We start from the raw sequence: 23,233 nt of genomic DNA on the forward strand, positions 1-23,233 counted from the left end.
CACCTGCGGCGGCCGAGCCGCTCGCTGGAGTCGATGCCCTTGCGAGCGATGCGGACGCCGATGCGCTTGCCCCATAGCCATCGCCGCAGGTGAGGAATGTCGTAGGCCTTGTCGGCATGAAGACGCACGGGCTTGGAATCGGCTGCATGAAGTTCGTGTCCCATGTGGAAATGGGACAGCATCGGCTTCAGCGCGAGGCTGTCGTGGGTGTTGGCCGCGGAGAGTCCGACGCGTAGGGGCAGTCCGTCCGCGTCGGACAGGACATGCATCTTGGAACCGGGCTTACCCCGGTCCACGGGGCTCGGACCTGCAAGTTCGCCCCCTTTTTCGCGCGGACGTGAGCCGAGTCGAGGACCGCGCGGGACAAGTCCACCAGGCTCTTTTCGTCTAGGAGTTGGAGAACCCTCTGGTGCAGCCGGCCCCATACCCCGGCTCTGGACCAGATCAGGAACCGACGATGGACAGTCGACTTCGATGCGCCGAAGCACGGCGGCAGTGCCCGCCAGGCACAGCCGCTGACTAGCACGTAGATGATCGCGGCGAACACCGCCTCATCATCGATGTTCGCGACCCCGCCGCCCTGCGGTCGCACCCGCGCAGGCGGCAGCAACGGCCTCGTCAACTCCCACAGACCGTCCGGAACGATCCAACCCCACCGCCCACTCCCCATGCCCACTCAACTGCCAACAAGCCATGTAGGACACCGTCTTAGTTGCCAGCCGGATCGGCCGGCGCCAGCAGCGTGATGTGGCTCTGTGAAACGTCAATGCCTTATCCGTCGGCACAGGATGTGTTCCATGACGATCGCGCCGCTCCACGCGTAGGCTCGGTACCGGGCGTGGCGGTGATCGAGTGGACGCAAGACCTGGTGCCCTTCGACGAAGACGAACTGCTCCTTGCCGAGGGGCTCGTCAGCCAAAGCCATGGAGTGTAGGGACAACGCCCGGCAATGCGCCCTCGAACGCATCGCGGCCCTCACTTTCCAGCGTCACCTGCGTCTGCAGTGTGCTGCTGGTCGGCCGCCTTCGAGGTAGCCTTGCCCCACCTGGCAAGCGGCACAGATGGCGGCGGGGTGGGACGGTACGGAGTGAACCGGCTGCCTGGCGCTCGGGTTGGCCTAGCCGTCGGCGACGTGGTCGGCCTGGCATCAACGGTGCAGCGGCTATGGGGAGGCTCCGCGCCGTTGTGCGCTTGTGCGCACTCTCGTGGACGTCCAGTTCCACATCGAATGTGAGTGCCTGCCAGGCTCCGCTCGGGCGGAGGCGGTTGTGCATGCGTCATGGCGGCGAGCCTGTGGTCATTCCCCGAGCGCGGCAGTGACGCGTAATGGCTGTGGTCGCGTGTCTGCCAGTGGATGCACATCACTCGAGCCGGAGGTTGGTCCGGCAATTCAGGTGCTACACACTGACGCTGGGGGAGTCTCTAGGCGGCTGACCGTCTCGGTCATCGGGCACAGGTGCTGTCTCGGCTTGAACAGCATGTTCAGTCCTACTGACCGTGTCGCATTGCCGCCCGGCGGAGACGACGTAGTCCCTCGTGGAACAATCGCGCCCGGACATAACCACGGGGGGTGACGCGGTATCGGACTTCAGGCTTCAGGTGCGGGAGGGCCGCACGTGACGACAGCGGGCGACCTCGTGATCGGTTACGTCAGTGCCCTCCGGGGAGCCGGTGAGGCCATGCGGGCGGCGATTCCCCCGCTCGAGCAGCTGTCGGACGTGCTCCACCTTGTCCGCTCGCACCAGATCAGCCGTAGCGGTGAAGCCGGCAGCTACCTTTACAAGGCCCACGGGGCAGGCTGCCTGGTCACGAGCCGGGACGGCACTGAAATCGATGTGGACTTCGGGCCCGACGGGGCGGAGATCTTCGACCTCTGGCGGCTGCGCCGCTATGGACAAAGTTTGCCGGTCCCTGTTGACCTCACAATGGAGGAACTTCGAGCGGCTGTGGAGTCGCTGAAACCGTTGCTGGTTGAGGTGCGGCCAGGGTGGTTCACCGTGCCCAAAGCGAACGCTTCAGCATGGGACCGGCATGTCGGATGACAGCCGGCGACTTTGACGAGCAGAGTCCGCAGGGTGCCCGACGACCTTGTCCCCGATGACCTTTGGGAGTGAACGGCTCCACTGCTGCCGCGGCCACCCGAGTGTAGGTACCGCTACACCGGTCGGCTCCGGGTGCCTGACCGCGTGGCGTTGGGCGGGGTCATCTACGTGCTCCGGAGGAGGCTTGCCTGGAGAGACGTCCCCGCTTCAGTGGTGAGTTGCTCGGGAGCGACGGCTTGACGCAGGCTCTGGCCAGCGGCAACCGCCACGATGTAACCCAACTGATCCCACTGCTGGATGACATGCCGGCCGAGACGGAAGAGGAGCTGCATCGGTAGTTGTGGGCTGCAGACTCCTCTGTTTGGGGCGCGGGGCGGCACTCGGTGTCCTGGCTGCTGCTGTCCCTTAAGCGGCCACGAATGCCGCCTCCGCTGTGCATGGGGGGCTCGCGTACTGGTTGTGGTCGACACATTCCGAGACGGTAATTTCTGTACCGGATGGTTTTTCGGGCCGAGAAGTACTGGCTGAATGTGAAACGAGAGTCACCGAACTTGCTGCCGAACAGAGGCTCCAAGGCGCGCGTGCGCGGCGAACTATCAAAGTTGGCCAGTCCTCCAGCCCGAAACTTGCCAGGGGCTTCATGGCTGTCCGGCGGGCTCAGGGTGCCCCGTTCAGGAATCGGGTGAGCTGGGTTTCGAGGTCCAGTGCCTGGGTCTCCTCGGCAGTCGGCACAAGCCGGTAGGTGGAGTGCAGCCAGCGCTCGACCTCCGGGAGCGAGGTCGTGAGGTGGGCCGAACCGTGAGGGGAGGACAGGAGGAGGTGCAGAGCTGCCTCGGTGTCGGTTCTGGTGGGCCAGATACGTACGTCGCCGGTCCCGCTGGGGGCCTGAGTCCCTGCGGCGAGAAGGTCGCGTGCGAAGACCCACGGGATCAGGCCTTGGACGCTGTCGTGGAAAAGGAGCTGCACCGCGAGCGGGTCCTGTGCTCGGTAGAGCAGATGGGTCGGCACGACGATCCGCTCGCCCGGGAAGGACACGAGCTCCATGTCAAGCATGTGGTCTATGCAAGTGGTCATGATTTCGAAGCGTTTCGGAGCCGGGGCGCCGGGCCCGGGCAGTTGTGACTCGTGCCCGGACTCGGCGCTCACCATGGTCGGTGTGGTCAGTGGAAGTTGCTGCCGTCGAAGCCGTGGCTGTCGCTGATCACGACGATCCACCTGCCGCGCTCCCCCTGGTAGAAGCGGCGACCGTCAGTCTGGTGGCGGCGACTTTGGTCGTTGCTGTACCAGTACCGGACTTCCCTCTCCCCATGGCGGTGGCCGTCGAAGCGGTGGTCGCTGTGGTGGCCCCCGCGGTACTCGCTCAGGTCGTTCCAGCCGTCGCGACGGTCATGTCCGTCTTGCTCGTTCCAGCTGTCGCCGTGGTCGCTTCGCTCTCCGTGACGATCACCGTACGGTGTGACGTTCGAGGCGGGAGCGACAACACCGGCAGGGTTTGGAGCGGCCGAGGCGGCGGTGCCCAAGGCCAGCAACGTGCCGGCTGCCGCGGCGAGAGTGACGGCCGTGGTAACGGCACGACGTCCGAAGGTGTGGTTCATGGACTTTCTCCTTGAAGTGCACCGTGGCCCTGTGGGGCCCGGGGCGGCGGCCCCGGATGGTGGGGCAAGAAGCGACGTTACTCCGCATAAGTTGAACGTTGAACTATAATGACTGTGACATATTTCATCACCTTTAGATCCTTTTTCCGGTTTGTCGGCGTCGGGTGAAGTCGGTCGCGATCACTGCGGTCGCCATGCCGCGGCCGGTCCCGACGACATCCGCCTCCACCAGCAGGGGACGCACCGCCGGCGGTCCCTCGGGGGGGGCACGCCGTGTGGGCCCTGACTCGGGCTCCGAGGCGACGTTCCGGGCCTCGGCCGCACGGAGAAACAAGGCCTACGCAGACAGCGAGGCCGACTACCGGTGTGCTCCATGATCGTGGGCGTCACCAGCAGTCGGCGGATGCGTGAGCGCCTTGGCGTCCTCAGCGGGGCCGGCACGCGTATCCGCAGCACCCTGGGCGTCATGCGGACTGGGCAGGAACTAGGCGGACCTTGCCGTGCCCGCGCTGGCTGCGGTGCTGTGGGGGCGCAACGGCCCCGATGCGGCTGGTCCGGCAGGCGCTAACGCGGACGTCGGGCTGTTCCTGGCCATCTCCGCGGAGGACCGGGACAGCCCGCCGCGGCAGTCGGAGGCGTTCGTCCGGGCCACGGCGGCCAGGGGGGTCCGCATCAAGACCCTCGTCCGCCCCGCCGACAGCCACAACTTCCAGACCTGGAGCGGGATGTACCTCGACGCGTGGGGGGGCTGGGCAGAGAACTGTCCCTGGCCGCCGTGGGCCGGTAGGGGTCAGCGGGAAGACGCGCCTGAGGGCCGGGCCGGGCGCACCGGGCGGACCGGGAGCGCTTGGACGCTGTTGCCGATGAAGCTGCGCTGGCGGGGCAGTTCGGCCTCGGGGACGGCGAGGTCGAGGTCCGGGAAGCGGGTGAAGAGCCGTTCCAGGGCGATCGTGGCCTCGAGGCGGGCGAGCGGGGCGCCCACGCAGTAGTGCATGCCCTGGCCGAAGGAGAGGTGCCGGGCCGCGCCGGGCCGGGTGACGTCGAAGCGGTCGGCCTCCGGGCCGTGGAAGGCCTCGTCGCGACCGGCGGCGGTGTAGCCGGCCAGGACCGGGGTGCCCTGCGGGATCACGGTGCCGCCGAGGGCCAGGTCGCGGGTGGGGTAGCGGAAGGGGAACCAGCTGACCGGGCCGTCCCAGCGCAGCGTTTCGTCCACCACGTCCGACCAGGTGGCCTTGCCGTCCAGGACCAGCGCCAACTGGTCGCGATGGGTGCACAGTGCCCGTACGGCATTGCTGATCAGGTTGAGGGTGGTCTCGTGGCCGGCGACCAGCATCAGGCGCATCGTGCCGATGAGTTCGGCCTCGCTGAGCCGGTCGCCGTCGTCCTCGCGGGCGGCTATCAGGGCGCTGGTCAGGTCGTCGCCGGGGGCGGCGCGGCGGGCGGCCGCGATCGTGCCGAGCAGCTCGACGAGCTCGCGTACGGCCGCCATCACCTCCGCCGGGGTGGTGTCGGTGGCGATGATGACCGTGTAGGTGAGGTCGTGCAGCCGGCCGCGGTGCTCGGGATCCACGCCGAGCAACTCGCAGATGACGCTCATCGGGAGCGGGAGCGCGAAGTGGGTGCGCAGGTCCGCGATGCCGTCCGGGTCCTCGGCGGCGGCTAGGCCGAGGTCGTCGAGGAGGACGGCGGTCAGCTCCTCGATGCGCGGCCGCAGCCGCTCCACCTGGCGGGCGGTGAAGGCGTTGCCGACGAGGGAGCGCAGCCGACGGTGGTCGGCGCCGTCGGCGGTGTGCATGCCCTGGGCGTTGGCGAAGACCCGGAGTGGCCAGTCCGCGGGGATCGTGCCGTCGTTCAGGGCCGGGCAGTGGCGGGCGTCCTTGGCCACGTCGGGGTGGGAGAGGAACTCCTTGAGCGCGTCGTGCCCCAGGACGACCGCTGCGGGCACCCCGCCGGGCAGGACGATGTCCGCAACGGGCCCCCGGGCCCGCAGGTCGGCGTTCAGGGCGTGCGGGCATCCGCCTGCGGGATCAACGACGTGGGCGGGAGCGGGAGCGGGGGTATGCGAGGACAAGCCGGGACTCCTGACCGTATGGACGAATACCGGTCAACAGTGCGGTGTCGAAGGCTGGTTGTACAAGTCCGCCCCGCTGACGCTTAGGAGCCGACCATGCGATCATGCAACTATCGCTTGATCTGCTCGTTTGGTGCAAGCATGGGGAGGGTTGAACGCGGTGATCTGTCGGTGCGGAGTGGGAACGGCTGAGGCCCTTCCTGTCGGTGAAGAACGGACAGTGGCGTGATCACCGGCAGGTGATCGACGGGATCCTGCATCGTGTACGGAGCGGCGTTCAACGGCGTGGCCCGCCGGAACGGTTCGGGCCGTGTCAGCCGGTCTACGAGCGCCACCGGCTGTGGTCGGCGGACGGTACCTGGGAACGTCTGCTGCAGCAGGTTCAGGCCACGACCGACGCGGCCGGCGAGATCGACTGGGACGTAGCGATGGACTCCACCATCGTGCGCGCATCAGCACAGGGTCGGTGCCCGGACCGACCTGGCGCCCGCTGTCCCTGCTCGTCACCGCAGGACAGCGCGCAGACTGCACCCAGTTCGTGCCGATCCTGGAGAAGATCCGAGTTCCACGCCTCGGCCCGGGCAGGCCCCGTAAGAAGCCCGACAGCGTTGCGGCAGACAGACAGGGCCTACAGCAACGGCCCCCGCTGCGAGTGTCTTGGGTGCCGGGGCTTGCGGCACACGATTCCGGAGAAGCCCGACAGTCAGCCGCTCCCCAGCCCCGCATGATCCGCCGTGTAGACTGACATCACCGACGCGGGGTGGAGCAGCTCGGTAGCTCGCTGGGCTCATAACCCAGAGGTCGCAGGTTCAAATCCTGTCCCCGCTACCAGAAGAAGGGGCCCGGCAGCAGCCGGGTCCCTTCTGGTTTTGCTTTCACGTCGTTGCACCCGATCTGCCAGGATTCGGCAGCACGCCGGGCCCATTCAGCTTGACGGCGGCAGTCGAATCCGTCACCGAGATCGCCCAACAACTACCGCCGGCTCACCTGTGCGGCCACTCCCTTGGGGCGATCGTGGCAGCGCGGGTCGCAGCTGAGAACCCTGACCTCGTTGCCCGGTTAATTCTGTCCGGTGGGCCTGAGATCGCACCGGGCAAGACGTCGCAGCGGCGGCTTCGGCTCGAACGGCGTCGCCCCGGCGGGCTGGTGCGCGCGACCTCCGACCTGCGTGATCGCACCGGATGGATCGACATGTTGGACGCTCTGCAAACGAGCGATCTCTCCCACGTACTTCCGCAGATCGCCGCTCCCACGCTTGTACTGTGCGGACAGCGGGATCGCGCCAGTTTGCCGGACGCCCGGCGAACCGCGGCAGCCATACCAGAAGCCCACCTGTCCGTGGTTCCGCACGCTGGGCATTCTCTTGCCATGACGGCGCCGCACGCGTTCAACGCCATTGCCCAGGGATTCCTTGGCCCGGAACGCCAGCAGACGCAGTGAGGGCATCATGACCCGATACCGTTTCATCACGCGGTTTTGAGCGGCTGCCCGTCCCAGCGGGTGCCCTTTTCGCTGCGGATACGGGCGCGTTGCTTGCGCTGGACGGCGAGAATGTCAGGGCGGCGGGCGTTGGCCTTCCGCCAGCGCAGGTAGGCGTACAAGGTGCGTCTCCTGCCACACGAGTACGTGCCCGAACGGAAGGGCTACCAGGCAGTGGCATGCTTCGGCGGCGGGCATAAGAACGGGGAGATTGCTGCCGCACTGCGGGTGGGCGAGCGGTCCGTCGAGCGATGGCACGTCAAGCACGACCCGGACAACCTCGTCGCGGCCGACCTCTCCGAGACCACCCCGGCTGTGAAGCACCGGCTCAAGAAGATCCGTATCGCCCGGACCTGGTCGAGGGATACCTCGTAGGCACCGGCCTCACGCTCTATTGACCAGCCGGGATCGCATCCCACCAGCGCCGTACGGAGCTGACCGTTATCCGCGAGCGACAACCTCATCCGGCACGGGCGGATAAAGGTCGAGAACGACGTCGAGCCCCAGCGCGCCGAGCTCGGAGAGCAGCCGAGCCGGCAGCACGAAACCTCCCTGGCCGTTCTCGCTGGCGAAGCCGAGAAGCAGCTCCAAGTCGCAATGGTTGGACAGGCGGGCCAGCTCCTCACGGAATCCATCGACCAGCCCGACCAGCGCCGTTACGTGGTCAACGAGCTCCCTGTCGTCGCCCAGCCCACTCCGTCGGATCCAGACGCTGGTCTCCCGTCTCCCGCTGTTCGAGTTGCGGGGACTCAGTAAGCTGCCCCGCTCCAACTGCGCATCCGGAGCGACCCCCAGGCGGGCCGAGATGTCGGCGGCGCTGACCGTCCGGCTTGCCGGCCGGACGCCGCAATCAAGCACGTCAGGCCGACACGGTGACCGCTCTGCCGAGATGCCGGGCGAAGAACCGGACCGCGCTGTCGACCTCGAACCGGGGCAGCTCCTTGTGCTTGCCCGAGTTCACGTGCAACGACTTCTCCTTCGAGGCGAAGGCGTCGAACAGCGCGAGACCCTCCTGGCGCGAGATGTGCTCGTCGTCCCACTGCATGTCGTACTCGATCGGGATGGTGATCTGCTTCGCCTTCTCAGCCAGGACATCGGGCCAGTGCTGCCCGAAGACCGCAGCGGTGATCCGGGGTTCGGCCGCGACGAACGGAACGCCGATCGCGGTGCCCATGTTGATGCCCCAGTAGCCGACCGGCCCCTCGGTGCCGATCTCGGGAAGCTCCTGGAGGGCGTCCAGCGTGGCCAGGTACTCGGGTACGGCGAGCTCCGCCAGGTGGGCGTTGTAGCGGATGACGATCGGGCCTTCCGGTTCGCCGGCCGCCCTCGCCCGGAACAGTTCGGCGATCTCTGCCTCGTCATGCGCGGTCCGCGGCCGGTCGCCGTGACCGGGCGCGTCGATGACCGCGACGTGGAAGCCGCAGCCGGTCACCAGGCGTCGGGCCCGGCCCGACATCGCCGGATGCTTTTTGTGATTGCCGCCGCCGTGGCCCATCAGGATCAGGGGCGCGCGATCGGCGCCGGAGGCCGACGGCACCGGCGACCAGAGGACGCCGGGGACGTCGCCCACGGTGAAGTCGCGCTCGACCATGCCGTTCGACGACGACTCGGCGGTGAACTGCAGAGAGTGCATAGGTGTTGCCTTTCGGGAGTGCCTTGTTGTCGAGGCGCTCCCGGCGACATCTACGTCAGTCGCCGGCCGTGAGGGAAAGGGGGAGCACCCACGTCGATACAGCGTTCATGGGTCTCACCTCCTCGGGCGGCGTCACGGTCAACTGCAAGCTACCAACTTGATCACCGTCCCTTCAACGCATTTCTCCGCCACGTGATCACGACTCCAGACAGGCCTAGGGACTTTCGTTTGGATCATCGGGCGGACCAGAGGATGATGCCTGCGATGTGGCATCCGGCCAGGTAGTTGGTCGCGGATTGCCCGGGACGAGTAGGGCCCTGTCTGCGAGGCAGGATCCGAACGACGGCCCTTGGGGTGAAGAGGGATCCCACGCCCAAGATGACTGGCCTGGTGGGCGTCAACTGGGGCGCTGCGGGGCCGCCTGTTTCGGTGATCTCCAGCCCAATGCCCGCCACGTCGACGGGGCCGTCGTCAGACTCGCGATCGTGGCCGATCCGATCACCCCCGATCTTCCCTCCGAGGACTCCCGTGACGGGGCAGGCAGGACGACTGGCGGCATCAGCCGGGTCCGATTCGGTTTCGCGCGTTGGGCGCTCGCCCCGCGCACGACGTGGCAGGCGCGGCGCCTGGCCGTCGACTTCGGTGCGGGAATGGACGCCCGGACCGCGTGGGTGATGGCGCGGCTTGCCCGTCACCCCGAGGAACGCGGTCTCGCCATGGCTCATCTGGACGACGGACGCGCCGCCGCGGACTGAGCGGAGCTCAGGCTCAGGCGCCCGCTTTCGCCTGCCCGGTCTCCTCATCTGCCTCGCCATCGGGCGAGGTCATGCTGGGTCGCGAGGGTGTGAGGATGATCGGAGCCCAGAACACGTATCCGGTCGGCCAGCAGCTCGGTCAGTGCTGCGGTCGCACCGATCGCGTCCCCCGCCTCTCCCCGGCACCAGGCGAGGCTGTGCCGGGTGATGAGGGTGTGAGGGTGGTCCGGACCCAGCACGCGTGTCTGGTCGGCCAGTAGGTCCTCGAACGCTGCGGCCGCACCGGCCGCATCCCTCGCTCTGCCCCGGAATTGGGCGAGGTCGTGCCGGGTCGCGAGGGTGTCAGGATGATCGGTGCCCAGTAGACGTATCCGGTCGGCGAGCAGGTCCTCGAAGGCCGAGGCTGCACCGGCCACGTCCCCGGCCTCCCCCCGCCACAGGGCAAGGTTGTGCCGGACGATGAGGGTGTGAGGGTGCTCCGGGCCCAGCACTCGCGTTTCGTCGGCCAGCAGGTCCTCGAACGCCGAGACTGCACCGGCCACGTCCCCTGCGGCTCCCCGCCGCCGGGCGAGGCTGTGCCGGGTGATGAGGGTGTGAAGGTGGTCCGGGCCCAGCACGCGCGTCTGGTCGGCCAGCAGCTCGGCCAGTTCCGCGGCCGCACCGGCCGCATCCCCTGCTTCCCCCCGCCACCGGGCATGGTGGCTGCGGGTGGTGAGCGTGTCGGGGTGGTCCGGCCCCAGACGGTTGCAGGCGGTGACGGCCATGTGCTCGAAGTGGTCGCGAGCAGTGGTGACCTGGCCGCTCTCACCGAGGCTGATGCCGAGCCGGAAGAGCACCGTGGGGGCGGCGGGCCGGTACAAGGCATCTTCGGCAGTGCGGACAAGGGCAGTGGTGTTGGCACGCAGGGCCTGGGCGAGGACTGTGTCGCGTTCGACGGCGGGCCAGGCAGCAGTGAGTGCGTCGGCAGCGGTGAGGGCGAGCTGGTCGTGCTGGCAGGGGGGCAGGGTGTCACGGACGGCACGCTGGATGAGCTGGTGGACTCGGACGGCCTGATGGGGGGTGCTGGGGCTGTGGTCGATGAGGCTGAGCCGGTGCAGGGCCCGCAGCGCGAGCGCGGCGTCCTCGGCGGAAACCTGGGCCGAGTGGTGCGTGGCGCCCGTGCCGGTTGGGGTGCGGTGCTCGGTGAGGTGCACAAGGGCGGGCTGACAGGTGAGGGCCGCAGCGGGGATGCCATTGGGGTCGAGCATCGAGGTCAGCTGGAGCATGGGGCGGGCCAGGCCAGCCGGGCGGATCTGGTTGGCTCGTTCGATGGACAGGGCCCACGTGGCGGCCACGGTGGCGGTCTGGTCGTCGGGTAATGCGCCGGACTCCGGCAGCAAGTCGGCAAGTTTCCTGATCCGGTTGGCCAGCAGCTCTCGGTAGGAGGCGCAGGTGAGGTCCGCGTCGACGAGGTAGGCGGCGGACTGGGCCAAGGCGAGGGGCAGGTATCCCAACTCTGAGGCAAGGCTGTCGACCTGGTCGGTTGGTTCGTGGCGGTCGTGCGCGGCGAGTTCGGAGGTGACGTAAGCGGCGGCTTCCTGGGGGGTGAACAGGCCTACGGTCACCTGGTGTCGGCCTGCTCCGGTCAGGGCGGCCTCGCGGCGGCGCGTGGTGACCAGGGCACGGCCTGCGCGGTTTGTGGGCGGCCACCAGCCGCGCATATCGGCAGGATCCGCAACGTCGTCCAGTACGACCAGCCACCGACATGGCTTCTGACCGGCTTTGGGATCCAGCCAGGCCAGGAACGCCCGCGCGGCCTGCTCCGGTTCGCGGGGGTCTGCGGCGAGGACCTCTACGCCGGCCTGTGCGTACCCGGCCGTGATTGCTGAGCGGCTGCTCGCGCTGATCCACACCAGTACGTCGACCTCGCCGCTGTCCCAGGCGGTGCGTGCGTAGTCTGCAGCCAGCTGGGTCTTGCCTACCCCGCCGGTCCCGGTCAGTACCTGGGTGAGCACCGCGGCACCGCCGCTGTCCACCGCCGCGCGCAACTGGTCGACCTCGGCCCGGTGCTGGAAAGACAAAGCGCGGGGCGGGAACACGCCGACTCGGTGCGGCCAGGCGGCGGGCGTGCGCGGCGCGGACTGCTGCACGAGAGTGAAACGGTCGATCGCCAGGTACCCGGTGTTGGCCAGGCTGCCTTCTCCGGCGGTGGCGGCCCCCGTATGGCTCACTTGTACCGGGCCGGCAGGCCATTGCTCTGGTCCGGTGTAGCCGGATACCGCCGTGGCGCCGTCGCGGGCAGTGGCATCGCCGGTGCCGGCGACGGCTACCGACGGCCCCGGCTTTGCGTCTGCGGTCTCGGGACCAGCGCTGGGGTCGCCGTTGGGGTCGGGGCGGCGTTTGGGCCATCTGACCATCGGATGGAGATCCTCCCGCATTCTCAGGCCGTCCCGGCCCAGTCAGTTGCAGTCGATACCCGTACTTGCATTGCTGCCGGGCCCGTCCGCGGTAGCGTCACCAGTTCGTTCCGCCCGAACGGGCCCGCTCCCGGCCTCCCGTGGGCGTCGCACGCCGGTGGACGCCTGGCCTCCACCGGTGGCCCTGGCCTTCCCGGTATCGATCGCCGCAACCCCGGCCTCCGGGTTGACCGGGGACTGCATCAGCGCCCACACCAGGGCGGCGATGCCGGTGGCGCCCTGGACTGAGGCGGCAACCAGCTGGCCGGTATCCGGGTTGTCCAGCAGCCAGAAGAAAGGCGTCGACACGGTCAGCACGACCGCGGCCACCAAGACCGTGATCTTCCTAGGTCGCGACATCTCCACTCACCCCCTCCTGAGAATCGATTCCCACCCTCAGCAGTATTGGATGAACTTCACTGGTAGCACAGGACGCTTCGGCGTAACCACCGGTTCCCCGCGCGCTGTTGTACCCACCGTCCCAGCTGCCCGGCCTCGGCGGCAGGGTTCGGAGCGGCCCCGCTAGCGCTTTGCCCGCATAGCCGAAGGCTCCGCCGCCTCCCGGTTCCGGGGTGTGGTCCACTGGTCCAGTGGAGCCCGAGACCCGGGCACGGTGGCCGCGACCAGGTTGAGACGGGCGTCCATGTCGAGGTTCACGTCGCCGTATGGGTGGACGTGGGGCCAGAACAGCGGGGTCGGACCACGCCGGTCGGCGGGCGTAAGGAGATCGGCCCACTCCGCTTCGCTCAGGATGTCCTGAAACATCAGGGTGTTCACGTAGACCAGGGCGCCCCGGAGAGCCGGGCGGCCAGTCGCACCGAGCCACGTCCGACAAGGCGTTGTCAGCCGCACACAACTCTCCCCGGCCGACAAACAACTTACGGGGGCGTTGTGGGTGAAACAGCGCAGGATCGCATCAGTGGACGCGGTGCGGGTACGGACCGCGGCGCACATTTGATCATCTGGCCGTACTGCTGGGCGATGGGTTCCCAGCGGATCGGGCGGGTCAGCGCTGGGGCGAGCCGCGGGTAGGCATCTGGGTCGCCGGTCACGGGCGAGCGTCCCCTCTTCCTCACCGTCACCCGAACGCGGGGCAGAACGCGCGTCGACGTTTTGCTCTGGCACCTCCTCAATACCGACGCCCAATCCCTTCTCGACCTACGAGTGACGTCACTGATCGCGGCTGGCCAGGCGTCCGACTGGGGATTCGGCTCGGATCTCAGCGGCCTCGAAGGACACGCGCTTGCCCTGGCCGGCGAGCACGACCGTTTTCCCCACGACGGTGGCGACGGTTGTGGGCCAGCCGGACCACCCATCTACCCTGAAGTTCTTCACGCCGATGCAGACCACAACGAACTCGACCGCGTTGTGTCCTCGCGCCTGCCATAGATCCGCGGCACCGACTGGGACGGCGAAGGCGAAGAACCTCAAGGTGACGGACGCTTCGCGTTCGTCGATGAGAACGGAGGTCAGGTCGTAGTCGCTCAGCGGAGGCGGAGGTGAGCCAAGGACTTCGCGGAGCGTTTCGGGATGCGTCACCTCGGCAGACCAGTCACGGTCAGTCATAGAACGGCCTCACTGTCGTGGGAGGCAGCACCTGGTGCAGGCGCTGGTCGAGTCGGCTCTCGAACCATCTCCGACCTGTGTAGGGATCCGCGTCGGCGGAGCGGTAGGCGTTGAGATGGCTGGCCCGGACCAGGGCATGCGCGGTGAAGTCCAGCAAGAACCCTGGCCCGCTCACCGCGACCGTGATCCGGTGCCCTTCGTCCTGGACGAGGGGGCCGAACTCGATGTCGACCACAGTGCGCTGGGGAACACCCCGCATCCGCAGGTCTTCACCCACGGCCAGGAACTCGATCTGTACCTCGAACCGGTCGCAGCCGGCTTCGGTCCATGACGCAGGAGCGAGGTCGGGAAAGCGGGGCAGCTCCACCCGCAACTTCACACCGGGGCCGTAGGGACTCAGGTGCACCGATCTGAGAACCAGGTGCTCCAACGGCGGCAACTTGGTGTAGAGCGCGGTCAACCGCTCGGAGTGGACCAAGAGCTCTGGCCATGTGCCGGCTGACATGGGTGGGTCCCTTCACCTTGCTGCCAGCCTGGCTCCGCGCCCGTCGACAGCAACCCCCGATGTTGACGGGCAGGACAACAAGGGGCGGCAAACGGCGAGTACAGGCAGGTGGGCTAGATTCGTGGTCGACTTTGCAAGTCTCCACCACCTGAGGAACTGCCCGTGTCCCAAACGCCTCTGGGCGGCCTGAACGTCTCGTACACCTCGGTGCAGATACGACGCAACCGCCTGATCTTCCTCGGTCTGGTCCTTGTCCTCGCGGGCCTGGTGGTGTTCTGGGCCCTGGGCCCGTACGACACGAAGGACCAGTCCGCGACGCTCAAGGCCGGTGACTGCTTCCAGAACATCGGGACGGAAAAGGAAGCGACGACCAAGAAGCTCGACTGCACTGACCCGCACGCCGACTACAAGGTCCTGAAGATGGACAAGGACGGAGTCGTCGATACCTTCTCGTGCTCCGATGTCCCGGGCACGACCGGCTCGCTAACCCAGTCAGGCCCCGGAAGATGGTTCGTCATCTGCTTCAAGGAAAACGACGAGAAGGGCAAGAAGTAGCCGGGCGCAGCCCACCCTGGCAAGTCTCGGCCTCTTACGTGGGACCTGCGGCGGCAGTTGGTGCTTGAGTGCCACCAGGCAGTTGTCGCAGAGTTCCCCGAGTACGAGCTCGTCGCCGTGAAGCAGAAGTGGGGGTCTTTGTCCTTCCAGGCGTTTCCGTGGCCGTGGAAGTCTGACGGCAATTGGACGGATGCCGAGCACTCGCGCCTCCACGCTGTTACCCATGCCTTCGCTAACCGCAGCAAGGGCAACTGCGAGCGGTGTGGTGTGGATGGTTCTCTGCGTGAGACTCGGCGGATCCTGCTGGTGCTGTGTGATCGGTGCGAGACGCTCGTTCCGCAGAACGGCTGTCTCTGACTGATGCTGGTTGCTCGTCATCACGCGGACCAGAGGATTCCTCATGCGGTTCGTCCGGCGGCGAGAGCGGTGGAGCCTGCGTTCAAGTCCGATCCCTTTGGGGGTTACTTGCGCTCACGAGTTCGGCCAGACTCGGTGCATGGGAGATGGCGCCCAATGGTCGCTGGACGACGACTGGGATTGGCAGATGCAATGCGCACGAGCTCATGATGCGTTGCTGCGTGACACGGACTCGTGGGTGCCTCCGGTCGAGGAAGAGCTGGTGCTGGCCGCCCGGATGAGCGCGTTGAGCCAGTGGTATCCATCCACCAGTCACAACTGCCTGCGGTTCTTGGACGGTCCTGCGCCCTGGGTGCCCGGCGGGCGCGACGACGTGAGATATCTGCCGGGATGTATCTCCTTCGCAAAGGAGGGGGCGGACCGCAGCGCTGTCTTCCGGGTCTGGAGCGGACACCTGTTGCAGACCCCTGATCCGGTGCTCGTGCTGGCCACCCCGAAGGCGATCGTCGCTGTTGAGGCCCTGGTGGAAGTTCTGACCAGCGACAACTGAGAGCCCGCAACGAGATGAGAGTTCGTGTGTGTGCGGCGGGCCGTCGGACGGTGAGCATGGCCGGTGTACGCCGAGAACCCGCGTCCGCGCAGTCTGCGGGCGGCTTGGGGGAGTCGTGTGGGACAGGTACGACGCCGCCGAAGTCGGCGAGGCGGTCGGGGCGCCGAAGACGGTGCAATGTCGTTGCCGGTGGCGGCCAGGAGCTCGGCGCCGAGGATGACGCCCATGCCGGGCATGCTTGTGACACCTGGCCTCGATGAGCTTGTCGAGTTCCGCGACCTGACTGTTGAGCGCCATCACCTCTGTGGCCAGCGCGTGCACCAGCTGCGAGGACAGTGTCTCTCCGGGGAGGCTGGTGCACTGGCGCCTGGCGGGGGTGGCCTCAGCGCGCCATCTGGGTACAGTCGGGCGGTGCGTGAGCTGAAGCGGCTGCATGCCGGCGATGCCCCCGCGGTCCTGGCCTTCGAGCTGGCGAACCGCGCCTACTTCGCTGCCTCGGTCTCCGACCGCGGTGACGAGTTCTTCGACCAGTTCGCCGACCGGTACAGCGCCTTGCTGGCTGAGCAAGAGACCGGCATCAGCGCCTTCTACGTGCTCGTCGCCGAGGATGGCTCGGTTCTGGGCCGATTCAACCTTTACGACTTCGAGAACGGCACTGCTGAGCTCGGCTACAGGGTCGCGCAGCACGTTGCCGGCCGCGGTGTGGCGACCGCGACCGTCCGGAAGCTGTGCCGGCTGGCGGCGGCGCGGCACGGGCTGCGCACACTGCGTGCGGCCACCGCCCACAGCAATGCCGCGTCCCAGAGGGTACTTGCCAAGGCCGGGTTCGTTCCGGTCGGCCCAGCCGACCCGGTTGACCTCGGTGGCAAGGCTGGCACCTGGTACCAGCGCGACTTGGTGCTCCAGCCCTTCATTAGCTGCCTGCAGTAAGCGGTGTGATCGAACAGGCCGGTCAAGCTCAATAGCTCACCGTCACCGATCACGGAAGTTGAGTCAGAACTGCAAGAAGTGATCGAAGCCATCGGTGTCTTCGCCACCCAGGACAATCAGGACCCCTCTGGCCAGGTGTTCCTCCAGATCCCTGAGACCCGTACAAGAGTTAGTCCTCCAGCGCCGGGCGCATGAGCTTGGGGCGCTCCGTACGAACACGCGTGAGGGTCGTTGCTGTACCACCCTCGCGTGCGCCCTTCCTGGCGTGGCATCACCCGCACGGTGTCCGCAAGTTCCCGATGCTGTGGCTATCACCGGGCCTGGCAGACGCCTCCGTCACGCCGCAGGACACGGCGTCGGTTGCGTGACCAGTCCCTGGGAAGGCGGCTTCTGCGTGGGCTGCACTGCCACGCCATGGCGCCTCCACTGTCCTACGCTGACTTGTCCGTGTGGCCAGGGAGGGCCACCGATCCATGGGGGGATGCGCTATGTGCGCGGTCGGTGGTCAGGCCCAGCGTGGGGCTTCGGCAAGCAGCAGGGCCTGCAGGGCCTGAGCCGACGCGAAATCCGGCAACCGGTGAGCACCCGCTTGATCGCCCTGCGCTGCCATGTCGTTCTGTCGTGGTAGCCCGTGCGGCGGTGTGGCTTTGCCGGTCCCACCGCACCCCGAGCCAGGACGCCGGTATGCCGGGCGGCTGCGTGACGGACGTTCAGTTGGGTGGTGTGCGGGTGGTGACCCAGTCGCGTGTCCTGACGGGCGGTCGGGCAACGCGGGGTTGCCTGGCCACGGTCACCTGCCAGATGGCGAGGAGCAGCAGCGTGCCGGTTTCGGCGAGGAGGCTGAGGACCGCTTGTGGCTCGGGCTGCAGACCGTGCTCGGTGAATCCGAACACGCCTACGGTACGCGACGCGGTGAATCCGCCGAGGGCGCCGAGCGTGACGCCTGCCGCGGCGGTCCGCAGCAGCGGGGATGGCATCCCGACCAGCAGCAGGGCGGCGAGAGCGAAGGAGGCGCTGGCCTGGAGCAGGAACAAGGGGCCGATGGCGTGGATGAAGCGATACCCGTCAATGTAGAGCTGGGCGTGGATGGATCCGCTGACGGCGAGGGTTGCGGCGGTCGCCGACCGCAGGGTGGGGGCGAGGAGTCTTCGGGCATTCATGCCAGCCTCTGATCTTTGATGGCCAGTTCGCGGTCGCCTTGGCGGTAGCCGACGCTGCGGATGCCGAGTGCGTCTTTGAGCTGCCGGGCAGGGACGACCTGCGGGGTGGGGGCGGCTGCACGGCCCGGTTTGGGCAGGGGGTAGGCGGTGGTGGTGGCGGAGTGGAAGGTGATGTTGCCCTCGGTCTTGGTGAAAAGCTGGTGGACGTGCCCGTTGAGACAGGTGACGGAGGAAAAGCGGCGCAGGAGGGCGATGACCTTGAGGGCGTCGTCGGTGCTCCAGCCCCACTGCGGGTACATGGCGAACAGCGGGATGTGGCTGAAGACCACGATGGGGGTGTCCGACGGCAGTCCGGAAAGATCGTTGCGAACGAAGTCGATCTGTTCGTTGCCGAGGTGCCCGAGCTTCTCCAGGCTCAGGGTGTTGACCAGGGCGATGAAGTGCACCCCGTGGGTGTCGAAGCTGTACCAGCCATCGCCGAGCGTGCCCATGCCGAAGGTCCGCCGGTAGGCGCGGCCGGCATCACCGATGGAGTCGTGCTCGCCCGGCACGGTGAAGATGCGGTCCGTCTTCAGTCCGGCCATCAGCTGCTTGACTTGGTCGAACTGCCCGGCCGTGGACAGGTGGGTCAGGTCGCCGCTGTGCATGACGAAGTCCGGCCTGAACCCGAGCGAGTTGACCTGGCTGATCGCTTCGGTGAATGAGCCGACCACGTCCAAGTTCGCCGGGCCCTGGAATCCGATATGGCTGTCGGAGATCTGCACGAACCGCAGCGCGCCGCTTCCAGCTGCAACGGGCCTGGCGTTGATGTCCCGGGAGTCCGCGATATGGCTGATCACCTCTCCACCGGCCACGGTCAGGACCACCGCACCGCCGAACCACCCTGCATGTCGCAGGAGTTGACGCCGGTTCATGCCGTGTTCGGTATCGGGCTGACCGGCGTCTTTGGCCGATGCCCCTTCGTGACTGTCGTAGTAGTTGCTCATCAGGTCACCTCCACGGTGCTGGTCATGAACGGATGGATGGTGCAGAGGTAGGCGTAGGTGCCGGGCTTGGTGAACGTGTACGTGTAGGTGGCGTGGGTGCCCAGTGCGGCCGAATGCAACGGGCCGCCCGGTCCGGCGCTGGTGACGGTGTGGGCGTCGGTGTCCTGATTGGTCCAGGTCACTGTCGTGCCCGCTTTGACCTTCAGCGTGGCCGGGGAGAATGCGAAGTTCTTGATCGCCACGGCGTTCCCGGTCACCGGTGCGGCCGACCGGCCCTTACTCGCGGGACTCATCGGCATGCTCATGCTCGGTGTCGGCGAGGCGGCGGAAGCGGAGCCCGCCGTGTTCCCCAGCCCCGCGGCTCCGGTCATGCCTGCCATCTGGTGCTGCCCCGGACCGGGTGTGATGGCGCCGGCCCCGGTGGACGAGGAATGCGACGACTGGCCGCATGAACTGAGCAGCCCCAGCGCGGCGACAGTGGCGATGGTGCCGACGGCCAGCCCGGCCGCGGTCCGTGATCGACGGCTTGGCGTGCGAAAGTTCAGGTACATGATGTCCGCTCCTCACTGATCAGGCGGAGACAGGGACTGCTCCGGCTGGGCGCACGCACCCGCAGGGATGTGCGTGGACGCCGTGTTCATGGGCGTGTGCCTCTCACGGACCCAGCGATCGAGCACCGGCCGGGGCTGCGCGGAGGCGCCGGCTTCCGTGCACGGGGGCGGGGTGAGCGTGGCCGGCGCCGGAGCCCGTGCGTCGCGTGGTGTTTTTCGGTCACCGCTGATCCATCCTTTGCCCCGTGGGGAATCGCTGAGGAATTTCGCGTGAGTCGGCTCTTGTCCGGCTCCACGGACGGCGGGGTTCCCGCGGTTCGGTAGATATGGAGCTTTTGCGAAACCTCTTGTTATCGCGGCGGATCAGCCGGCCTCCCCTGCGGGCCGCGCGCTTGGTCCTGCTGGTGCCGCAAGGCCCGGCAGGTACGTATCGCCCGTGATGCCCACAGAGCGCGACCGATGCCATACCGTGAGTTACAGGACAAAGCGGAACATGTGCGCGATGATCGTCTTATGCCCTGGAGTTCCCGAAAACGTGGTCCAAGGACCGATCCGGATCGCTCCGCGCACCGTGTCTCTGGTAAAGGGACCCTTTCGACCGCAGACGAGGAACTGTTGCGCACTCTGTACGCGGAGCACGCAGGAGCCCTGTTCCACTACGTGCTGCGCCTGACCTCAGGAGACCGGCAATGGGCGGAGGATGTGGTGCAGGAGACGATGCTGCGAGCGTGGCAGCATCCCGCCGCGTTCGACCCCGCACGCGGCCCGGCCCGGGCATGGCTGTGTACGGTCGCCCGGCACCTGGTCATCGATGCCCACCGGGCCCGGCGGGCCAGGCCGCCCGAGACCGGCGGCGAGGCGCTGGAACGAGCCGCCGAGCAGAAGCCCAGCGAGGACGAGATCGAGCAGGCGCTGGAGAGCTGGGCGGTTGCCGACGCGGTCCGGTCACTGTCCCCGGATCACCGCGCCGTCCTGCTGGAGACCTACTACCGGGGCCGGACCATGGTGGAGGCCGCGCAGGTGCTGGGCATCCCGCTGGGCACCGTGAAGTCGCGCACGTACTACGCCCTGCACGCCCTTCGGCTGGCGCTGCAGGAACGGGGGATCGAGCCGTGACCGTGGCGGGCAGGAGGTGGCGGCCATGAGTGCGGAGCACGACGCCCTCCGGCTGGCGCTGGGAGGATACGTCCTGAACACGCTGCCCTCGGCGGAAATGGAACGGGTGCGCATCCACCTCACGGAGTGCACCGAATGCCAGGCCGAACACACCCAGCTCATGGGAGTACCTGCGCTGCTGGCGACGGTGACCGAAGCCGAAGCCTCAGGCCGTGCGGTGCCGACGGCCGACGAGGACCTGGCCGACCGGCTGGTGGCACGAGCAGCCGAAGGCACGCACGGCTCCCTGCCCGAACGGCCCGCCACGCCCGCGGTGTCGCAGGTGCCAGAGGAGGGTCTGCTGGAGAGGCTGCTCCAGCAGGCCGCGTCCCGGCGCCGCAGGACCTGGCGTCTGCAACTGGCCGGCGCTGCCGCCTCGCTGACGTTCATCGCGGCAGCGGCCGGCGGCACGTGGCTGGCGGCTGTCGGATCCGTGGGCAGTCAGGCGACGCCGCCTGGGCCGACCGCGCCCACTGCCTGGCGCACCTTCTCCGGAAGCGATCCCACCACCGGCGTCTCCGCCTCGGTGAAGGTCTCGCCCTCTGCCTGGGGCAGTGTCGTGCAGGTCTCCGCCAGGGGGGCACCCGCCGGAATCACCTGCCGGCTTCAGGCGGTCGGGCCCAGCGGAGCCAGGACGGACGTCGCTAGCTGGCGGGCAGGCGAGTACCCTCCCGGCACCACGATCCAAGGAGCGGTTGCCATGCCTCCAGGAGAGATCGAGCACTTCGAGATCCACGCGGACAACGGTCAGAAGCTGGTCACAGTCCGGGCGTGACACGAGGCCAGAACGGTCGCGTCACTGGGGCGCCCTCGCCCCCAGTGACGCGATCACAGCTGTCGGGTGTGAGCGCACGGCGGCACACGAGGCCGAGAAGACATCGCCATCGAGAAGACCTGTATGCGTGGCATCGGCTGCACAGGCACGCACGTGATCACCGTCGTCGCCCGATGCCACCACGCCCCCCGGCTCCGGGACCGGCGAGGTTGTCCGACAAGGGCACCCGGCGGATGACCGCGGCGGCGACCACGGCTGTGCGGAGGCCGGCGGCATGGGCCTCAACCTCCACCGGGAGGAGGCCGAAGCCGGCGCCCTGACCGTTCTCGCAGCGCGCCGACGGTTTCCGGGCCCTGGTCACCCTCACTCCTGGCTCCGACCAATCGGGCGGGGCCTCAGCCGACTTGACCCGTGAGTGCGCCGACGAGGCACTCACTCCCTGCCCGGGTGGCCGGTGGCGCCACCCTGGTCTTTGCGACGGCCCGGCCAAGGTGTTCCCCCTCCCCCCGCGCGAGCAGCAGTATGCGGCTCACCGAACGACCGTCGACCTCAACTCTCGTCTTCCGCCGAAGATTGTGCGGCCCGGAGAAGCGGAAGAGCGCGCGCGAGGAGACCGAGCCGCCGGTGCCTGGTCCGACCGAGTACGGCGTCGAGCTCTTTCAGGGGCGAGTGAGTCCAGCCAAGCCACTGGCATCGACATGACGCGCAAGAAGTCGAACAAAAGGTGCGAATAACTCGAACCGTTCGGCATGCGTCGTCCGTGGAACTCAGTGAGCGCGGCCATACAGGATCCGCCTACCGACCGCCCCCGAAGTGGTTGGCCCCCCGATTGCCTCCACACATCCACAGAAGAGCCATAAGACCATGTTTGTGACTGATTCCCCCAGCCCGAGTTCACTGCTCGGTCGACACAGCCACCACCGGGCACTGCTCACCTTGCCCGCGCAGGAGGCGTACGTCTCCGCCGCTCGTCACTTCGCGGCCGATCTGCTGGAGACCTGGAGTGTGCCCGCGATCGAGCGGGACTCCGCCGTCCTCATCGTCGACGAACTCGCCGCCAACGCCGCGCAGTACGGCCACGAGCGCATGACCCTGCTGCTCGTCCTCGACGACGGCACTCTGCACATCGTGGTCACTGACTCCGGTACGACTGTGGAACACCATCGTCCCGACACCGCCCCCGACGAACACGGTCGCGGCACCAATATCGTCCAGCACCTCGCCCAGTCGACCGAGGTCCACCAAACACGCAGCGGCCGCAAAGTCCGCGCTTGCCTGAGGTGCTCGCCATGACCGGGCCGGACGTTCCGCACGGACTGCGACCCGCTGCCGGGGCCGGCACCGCCGCACAGCGACGGGTCACCGGGGGCAGCTGCGGCGCCTGGTCCCGCGACGACCCGCCGCGTGGGCCTTCGCGCCCCAGCAGCCGTGCCCCGAACAGCGGTGAGGGCATCAGCGCTCCGCCCCCGCACGAGGCGTACGCGAATGCGCCAGACCTGCGCCGCGAAATACACCAAGTGCTCGCTCTCGGGGCCGAACGCGACGGCCGCCAAGCCAGGCACGTCACCGGACCCCCGGTCGATGTGACAGTCGCCGAGCGCACCTGGCGGCTACGCCAGGCCGCCCTCATGGACCGGATGGCCCTGGACGACCCCGGCCCCGGCCCGATCGCAGCCGCCGCAGCAACCGCCGAACAACTCGCCCTGCTCGACCGCAGCCATCCCGAACTGGTGGCCGGCCCGCACCATCCCGACGCCATCGCGCTCGCCCCCAGCCGCCGACTCTATGTCCGCCAGGAGTACGCCGCCTGGACGGCCGCCAGGCGCCCCGGGACCTGAATCGACCCTGATCCGACAGGAAGAAGGAGACATGAACCGCAACGACATCGACACCCGGGATGCTCCCGCAGCCGTCGACCAACTCCACTCGCGTCGCTTCCCATGCCCGACAGACACGCGTGAACATCGCGCCGGTCGGCGACAGGAACGGTCACAGCAGGGAAAGCCGAGGAACGCACCGTGGCCGAACACGATGACCCTGAGGTGACCCCGGCGGTGTGGACACACTGACAATGGATCTTGCAGATCCGAGGAAGGGTGTCCTGGTGGGACGGAAGTCTCCGTATCCGGAGGA

23 protein-coding genes, 1 tRNA gene and 4 pseudogenes are annotated in these 23,233 nt (G+C 67.8%); 14 read left to right on the plus strand and 14 right to left on the minus strand.

Annotation, left to right across the window (positions count from 1 at the left end):
• Positions 1-670: pseudogene (locus ACIRVH_RS45770) on the minus strand (IS5 family transposase); the annotation flags it as partial.
• A 946-nt stretch (positions 671-1,616) separates the two neighbouring features.
• On the opposite strand from ACIRVH_RS45770, the gene ACIRVH_RS45775 reads away from it, so the two are divergent.
• Both ACIRVH_RS45775 and ACIRVH_RS45780 read left to right on the plus strand, forming a co-directional pair.
• Positions 1,617-2,042, plus strand: coding sequence for a DUF6896 domain-containing protein (locus ACIRVH_RS45775; RefSeq protein ID WP_403966852.1), 426 nt, complete (start codon positions 1,617-1,619; stop codon positions 2,040-2,042).
• A 12-nt stretch (positions 2,043-2,054) separates the two neighbouring features.
• A pseudogene (locus tag ACIRVH_RS45780) lies at positions 2,055-2,279 on the plus strand (transposase); the annotation flags it as partial.
• A 420-nt stretch (positions 2,280-2,699) separates the two neighbouring features.
• Here ACIRVH_RS45780 and ACIRVH_RS45785 read toward each other — a convergent pair.
• The 3 genes from ACIRVH_RS45785 to ACIRVH_RS45795 all read right to left on the minus strand — a co-directional run bounded on the left by ACIRVH_RS45785 (position 2,700) and on the right by ACIRVH_RS45795 (position 5,708).
• Positions 2,700-3,095 (minus strand): SsgA family sporulation/cell division regulator, encoded by a 396-nt coding sequence (locus ACIRVH_RS45785; protein ID WP_403966855.1) that lies wholly within the window; start codon positions 3,093-3,095, stop codon positions 2,700-2,702.
• 107 nt (positions 3,096-3,202) lie between these two features.
• Entirely contained in the window at positions 3,203-3,637 is a 435-nt protein-coding gene (locus ACIRVH_RS45790) for a hypothetical protein (RefSeq protein ID WP_403966857.1), read from the minus strand.
• A 790-nt stretch (positions 3,638-4,427) separates the two neighbouring features.
• The gene (locus tag ACIRVH_RS45795; protein WP_403966860.1) at positions 4,428-5,708 is read right to left on the minus strand and encodes a cytochrome P450; all 1,281 of its coding nucleotides are present in this window, start codon (positions 5,706-5,708) and stop codon (positions 4,428-4,430) included.
• Between the two features lie 185 nt (positions 5,709-5,893).
• Between ACIRVH_RS45795 and ACIRVH_RS45800 the strand changes: the two are divergent.
• From ACIRVH_RS45800 to ACIRVH_RS45810, 3 genes and pseudogenes are all read left to right on the plus strand, one after another.
• Positions 5,894-6,436 (plus strand): annotated as a pseudogene (locus ACIRVH_RS45800) (transposase); the annotation flags it as partial.
• A gap of 26 nt (positions 6,437-6,462) precedes the next feature.
• A tRNA-Met gene (locus tag ACIRVH_RS45805) sits at positions 6,463-6,539 on the plus strand.
• Entirely contained in the window at positions 6,525-7,148 is a 624-nt protein-coding gene (locus ACIRVH_RS45810; RefSeq protein WP_403966914.1) for an alpha/beta fold hydrolase, read from the plus strand. The genes ACIRVH_RS45805 and ACIRVH_RS45810 overlap by 15 nt, the downstream gene beginning before the upstream one ends.
• A 26-nt stretch (positions 7,149-7,174) precedes the next feature.
• Here the strand turns inward: ACIRVH_RS45810 and ACIRVH_RS45815 are convergent.
• A pseudogene (locus tag ACIRVH_RS45815) lies at positions 7,175-7,315 on the minus strand (IS630 family transposase); the annotation flags it as partial.
• Between ACIRVH_RS45815 and ACIRVH_RS45820 the strand changes: the two are divergent.
• Positions 7,311-7,562 carry a hypothetical protein gene (locus tag ACIRVH_RS45820; RefSeq protein ID WP_403966863.1) on the plus strand — a complete coding sequence of 84 codons (252 nt, stop codon included), beginning with the start codon at positions 7,311-7,313 and terminating at the stop codon, positions 7,560-7,562. The pseudogene ACIRVH_RS45815 and the gene ACIRVH_RS45820 sit on opposite strands and share 5 nt — an antisense overlap.
• 66 nt (positions 7,563-7,628) lie before the next feature.
• Here ACIRVH_RS45820 and ACIRVH_RS45825 read toward each other — a convergent pair whose 3' ends face one another.
• Positions 7,629-8,045, minus strand: coding sequence for a DUF4279 domain-containing protein (locus tag ACIRVH_RS45825; RefSeq protein ID WP_403966866.1), 417 nt, complete (start codon positions 8,043-8,045; stop codon positions 7,629-7,631).
• A gap of 1 nt (position 8,046) precedes the next feature.
• Positions 8,047-8,820 carry an alpha/beta hydrolase gene (locus tag ACIRVH_RS45830; RefSeq protein WP_403966869.1) on the minus strand — a complete coding sequence of 258 codons (774 nt, stop codon included), beginning with the start codon at positions 8,818-8,820 and terminating at the stop codon, positions 8,047-8,049.
• A 485-nt stretch (positions 8,821-9,305) separates the two neighbouring features.
• Here ACIRVH_RS45830 and ACIRVH_RS45835 point away from each other — a divergent pair, with 485 nt between their 5' ends.
• Positions 9,306-9,575 (plus strand): hypothetical protein, encoded by a 270-nt coding sequence (locus ACIRVH_RS45835; protein ID WP_403966872.1) that lies wholly within the window; start codon positions 9,306-9,308, stop codon positions 9,573-9,575.
• A 44-nt stretch (positions 9,576-9,619) separates the two neighbouring features.
• On the opposite strand, the gene ACIRVH_RS45840 is transcribed toward ACIRVH_RS45835, so the two are convergent.
• The 4 genes from ACIRVH_RS45840 to ACIRVH_RS45855 all read right to left on the minus strand — a co-directional run bounded on the left by ACIRVH_RS45840 (position 9,620) and on the right by ACIRVH_RS45855 (position 14,081).
• Positions 9,620-11,785, minus strand: coding sequence for a tetratricopeptide repeat protein (locus ACIRVH_RS45840; protein ID WP_403966875.1), 2,166 nt, complete (start codon positions 11,783-11,785; stop codon positions 9,620-9,622).
• 228 nt (positions 11,786-12,013) lie between these two features.
• Positions 12,014-12,370: a hypothetical protein gene (locus ACIRVH_RS45845; protein WP_403966917.1), complete on the minus strand. Its 357-nt coding sequence runs from the start codon at positions 12,368-12,370 to the stop codon at positions 12,014-12,016.
• Between the two features lie 810 nt (positions 12,371-13,180).
• The gene (locus tag ACIRVH_RS45850; protein ID WP_403966878.1) at positions 13,181-13,576 is read right to left on the minus strand and encodes an Imm50 family immunity protein; all 396 of its coding nucleotides are present in this window, start codon (positions 13,574-13,576) and stop codon (positions 13,181-13,183) included.
• On the minus strand, positions 13,569-14,081 hold the full coding sequence (locus tag ACIRVH_RS45855) for an Imm50 family immunity protein (RefSeq protein ID WP_403966881.1): 513 nt from the start codon (positions 14,079-14,081) through the stop codon (positions 13,569-13,571). Before ACIRVH_RS45855 ends, ACIRVH_RS45850 begins: the two co-directional genes overlap by 8 nt.
• Before the next feature lie 162 nt (positions 14,082-14,243).
• Here ACIRVH_RS45855 and ACIRVH_RS45860 point away from each other — a divergent pair, with 162 nt between their 5' ends.
• The 3 genes from ACIRVH_RS45860 to ACIRVH_RS45870 all read left to right on the plus strand — a co-directional run bounded on the left by ACIRVH_RS45860 (position 14,244) and on the right by ACIRVH_RS45870 (position 16,473).
• The gene (locus ACIRVH_RS45860; RefSeq protein ID WP_403966884.1) at positions 14,244-14,636 is read left to right on the plus strand and encodes a hypothetical protein; all 393 of its coding nucleotides are present in this window, start codon (positions 14,244-14,246) and stop codon (positions 14,634-14,636) included.
• Between the two features lie 496 nt (positions 14,637-15,132).
• The gene (locus ACIRVH_RS45865; RefSeq protein WP_403966887.1) at positions 15,133-15,543 is read left to right on the plus strand and encodes a hypothetical protein; all 411 of its coding nucleotides are present in this window, start codon (positions 15,133-15,135) and stop codon (positions 15,541-15,543) included.
• Positions 15,544-15,954: 411 nt separating this feature from the next.
• Entirely contained in the window at positions 15,955-16,473 is a 519-nt protein-coding gene (locus ACIRVH_RS45870) for a GNAT family N-acetyltransferase (RefSeq protein ID WP_403966890.1), read from the plus strand.
• A gap of 710 nt (positions 16,474-17,183) precedes the next feature.
• Here the strand turns inward: ACIRVH_RS45870 and ACIRVH_RS45875 are convergent.
• The 3 genes from ACIRVH_RS45875 to ACIRVH_RS45885 are packed head-to-tail and all read right to left on the minus strand — an operon-like array spanning position 17,184 to position 18,912.
• On the minus strand, positions 17,184-17,633 hold the full coding sequence (locus ACIRVH_RS45875; RefSeq protein ID WP_403966893.1) for a hypothetical protein: 450 nt from the start codon (positions 17,631-17,633) through the stop codon (positions 17,184-17,186).
• The gene (locus ACIRVH_RS45880; protein ID WP_403966896.1) at positions 17,630-18,619 is read right to left on the minus strand and encodes a metallophosphoesterase family protein; all 990 of its coding nucleotides are present in this window, start codon (positions 18,617-18,619) and stop codon (positions 17,630-17,632) included. The genes ACIRVH_RS45875 and ACIRVH_RS45880 overlap by 4 nt, the downstream gene beginning before the upstream one ends.
• Positions 18,619-18,912 (minus strand): plastocyanin/azurin family copper-binding protein, encoded by a 294-nt coding sequence (locus ACIRVH_RS45885; RefSeq protein ID WP_403966899.1) that lies wholly within the window; start codon positions 18,910-18,912, stop codon positions 18,619-18,621. The genes ACIRVH_RS45880 and ACIRVH_RS45885 overlap by 1 nt, the downstream gene beginning before the upstream one ends.
• Positions 18,913-19,683: 771 nt before the next feature.
• Here ACIRVH_RS45885 and ACIRVH_RS45890 point away from each other — a divergent pair.
• From ACIRVH_RS45890 to ACIRVH_RS45905, 4 genes are all read left to right on the plus strand, one after another.
• Complete coding sequence (locus ACIRVH_RS45890; RefSeq protein ID WP_403966902.1) at positions 19,684-20,286, plus strand: sigma-70 family RNA polymerase sigma factor; 603 nt, start codon at positions 19,684-19,686, stop codon at positions 20,284-20,286.
• A 25-nt stretch (positions 20,287-20,311) separates the two neighbouring features.
• Complete coding sequence (locus tag ACIRVH_RS45895) at positions 20,312-21,100, plus strand: zf-HC2 domain-containing protein (RefSeq protein WP_403966905.1); 789 nt, start codon at positions 20,312-20,314, stop codon at positions 21,098-21,100.
• Between the two features lie 870 nt (positions 21,101-21,970).
• Entirely contained in the window at positions 21,971-22,393 is a 423-nt protein-coding gene (locus tag ACIRVH_RS45900; protein WP_403966908.1) for an ATP-binding protein, read from the plus strand.
• Positions 22,390-22,938 carry a hypothetical protein gene (locus ACIRVH_RS45905; RefSeq protein ID WP_403966911.1) on the plus strand — a complete coding sequence of 183 codons (549 nt, stop codon included), beginning with the start codon at positions 22,390-22,392 and terminating at the stop codon, positions 22,936-22,938. The genes ACIRVH_RS45900 and ACIRVH_RS45905 overlap by 4 nt, the downstream gene beginning before the upstream one ends.
• Positions 22,939-23,233 lie beyond the last annotated feature (295 nt).

The sequence above is a fragment of the Streptomyces sp. NPDC101165 genome (assembly GCF_044768135.1).
GTDB lineage: Bacteria > Actinomycetota > Actinomycetes > Streptomycetales > Streptomycetaceae > Streptomyces.

Coding starts and splice junctions, on each gene's coding strand:
- ACIRVH_RS45785 (WP_403966855.1), bottom strand. CDS start 3,095: ATGCTTGACATGGAGCTCGTGTCCTTCCCGGGCGAGCGGATCGTCGTG.
- ACIRVH_RS45790 (WP_403966857.1), bottom strand. CDS start 3,637: ATGAACCACACCTTCGGACGTCGTGCCGTTACCACGGCCGTCACTCTC.
- ACIRVH_RS45830 (WP_403966869.1), bottom strand. CDS start 8,820: ATGCACTCTCTGCAGTTCACCGCCGAGTCGTCGTCGAACGGCATGGTC.
- ACIRVH_RS45845 (WP_403966917.1), bottom strand. CDS start 12,370: ATGTCGCGACCTAGGAAGATCACGGTCTTGGTGGCCGCGGTCGTGCTG.
- ACIRVH_RS45850 (WP_403966878.1), bottom strand. CDS start 13,576: ATGACTGACCGTGACTGGTCTGCCGAGGTGACGCATCCCGAAACGCTC.
- ACIRVH_RS45855 (WP_403966881.1), bottom strand. CDS start 14,081: ATGTCAGCCGGCACATGGCCAGAGCTCTTGGTCCACTCCGAGCGGTTG.
- ACIRVH_RS45865 (WP_403966887.1), top strand. CDS start 15,133: ATGGGAGATGGCGCCCAATGGTCGCTGGACGACGACTGGGATTGGCAG.
- ACIRVH_RS45875 (WP_403966893.1), bottom strand. CDS start 17,633: ATGAATGCCCGAAGACTCCTCGCCCCCACCCTGCGGTCGGCGACCGCC.
- ACIRVH_RS45880 (WP_403966896.1), bottom strand. CDS start 18,619: ATGAGCAACTACTACGACAGTCACGAAGGGGCATCGGCCAAAGACGCC.
- ACIRVH_RS45885 (WP_403966899.1), bottom strand. CDS start 18,912: ATGAGTCCCGCGAGTAAGGGCCGGTCGGCCGCACCGGTGACCGGGAAC.
- ACIRVH_RS45890 (WP_403966902.1), top strand. CDS start 19,684: ATGCCCTGGAGTTCCCGAAAACGTGGTCCAAGGACCGATCCGGATCGC.
- ACIRVH_RS45895 (WP_403966905.1), top strand. CDS start 20,312: ATGAGTGCGGAGCACGACGCCCTCCGGCTGGCGCTGGGAGGATACGTC.
- ACIRVH_RS45905 (WP_403966911.1), top strand. CDS start 22,390: ATGACCGGGCCGGACGTTCCGCACGGACTGCGACCCGCTGCCGGGGCC.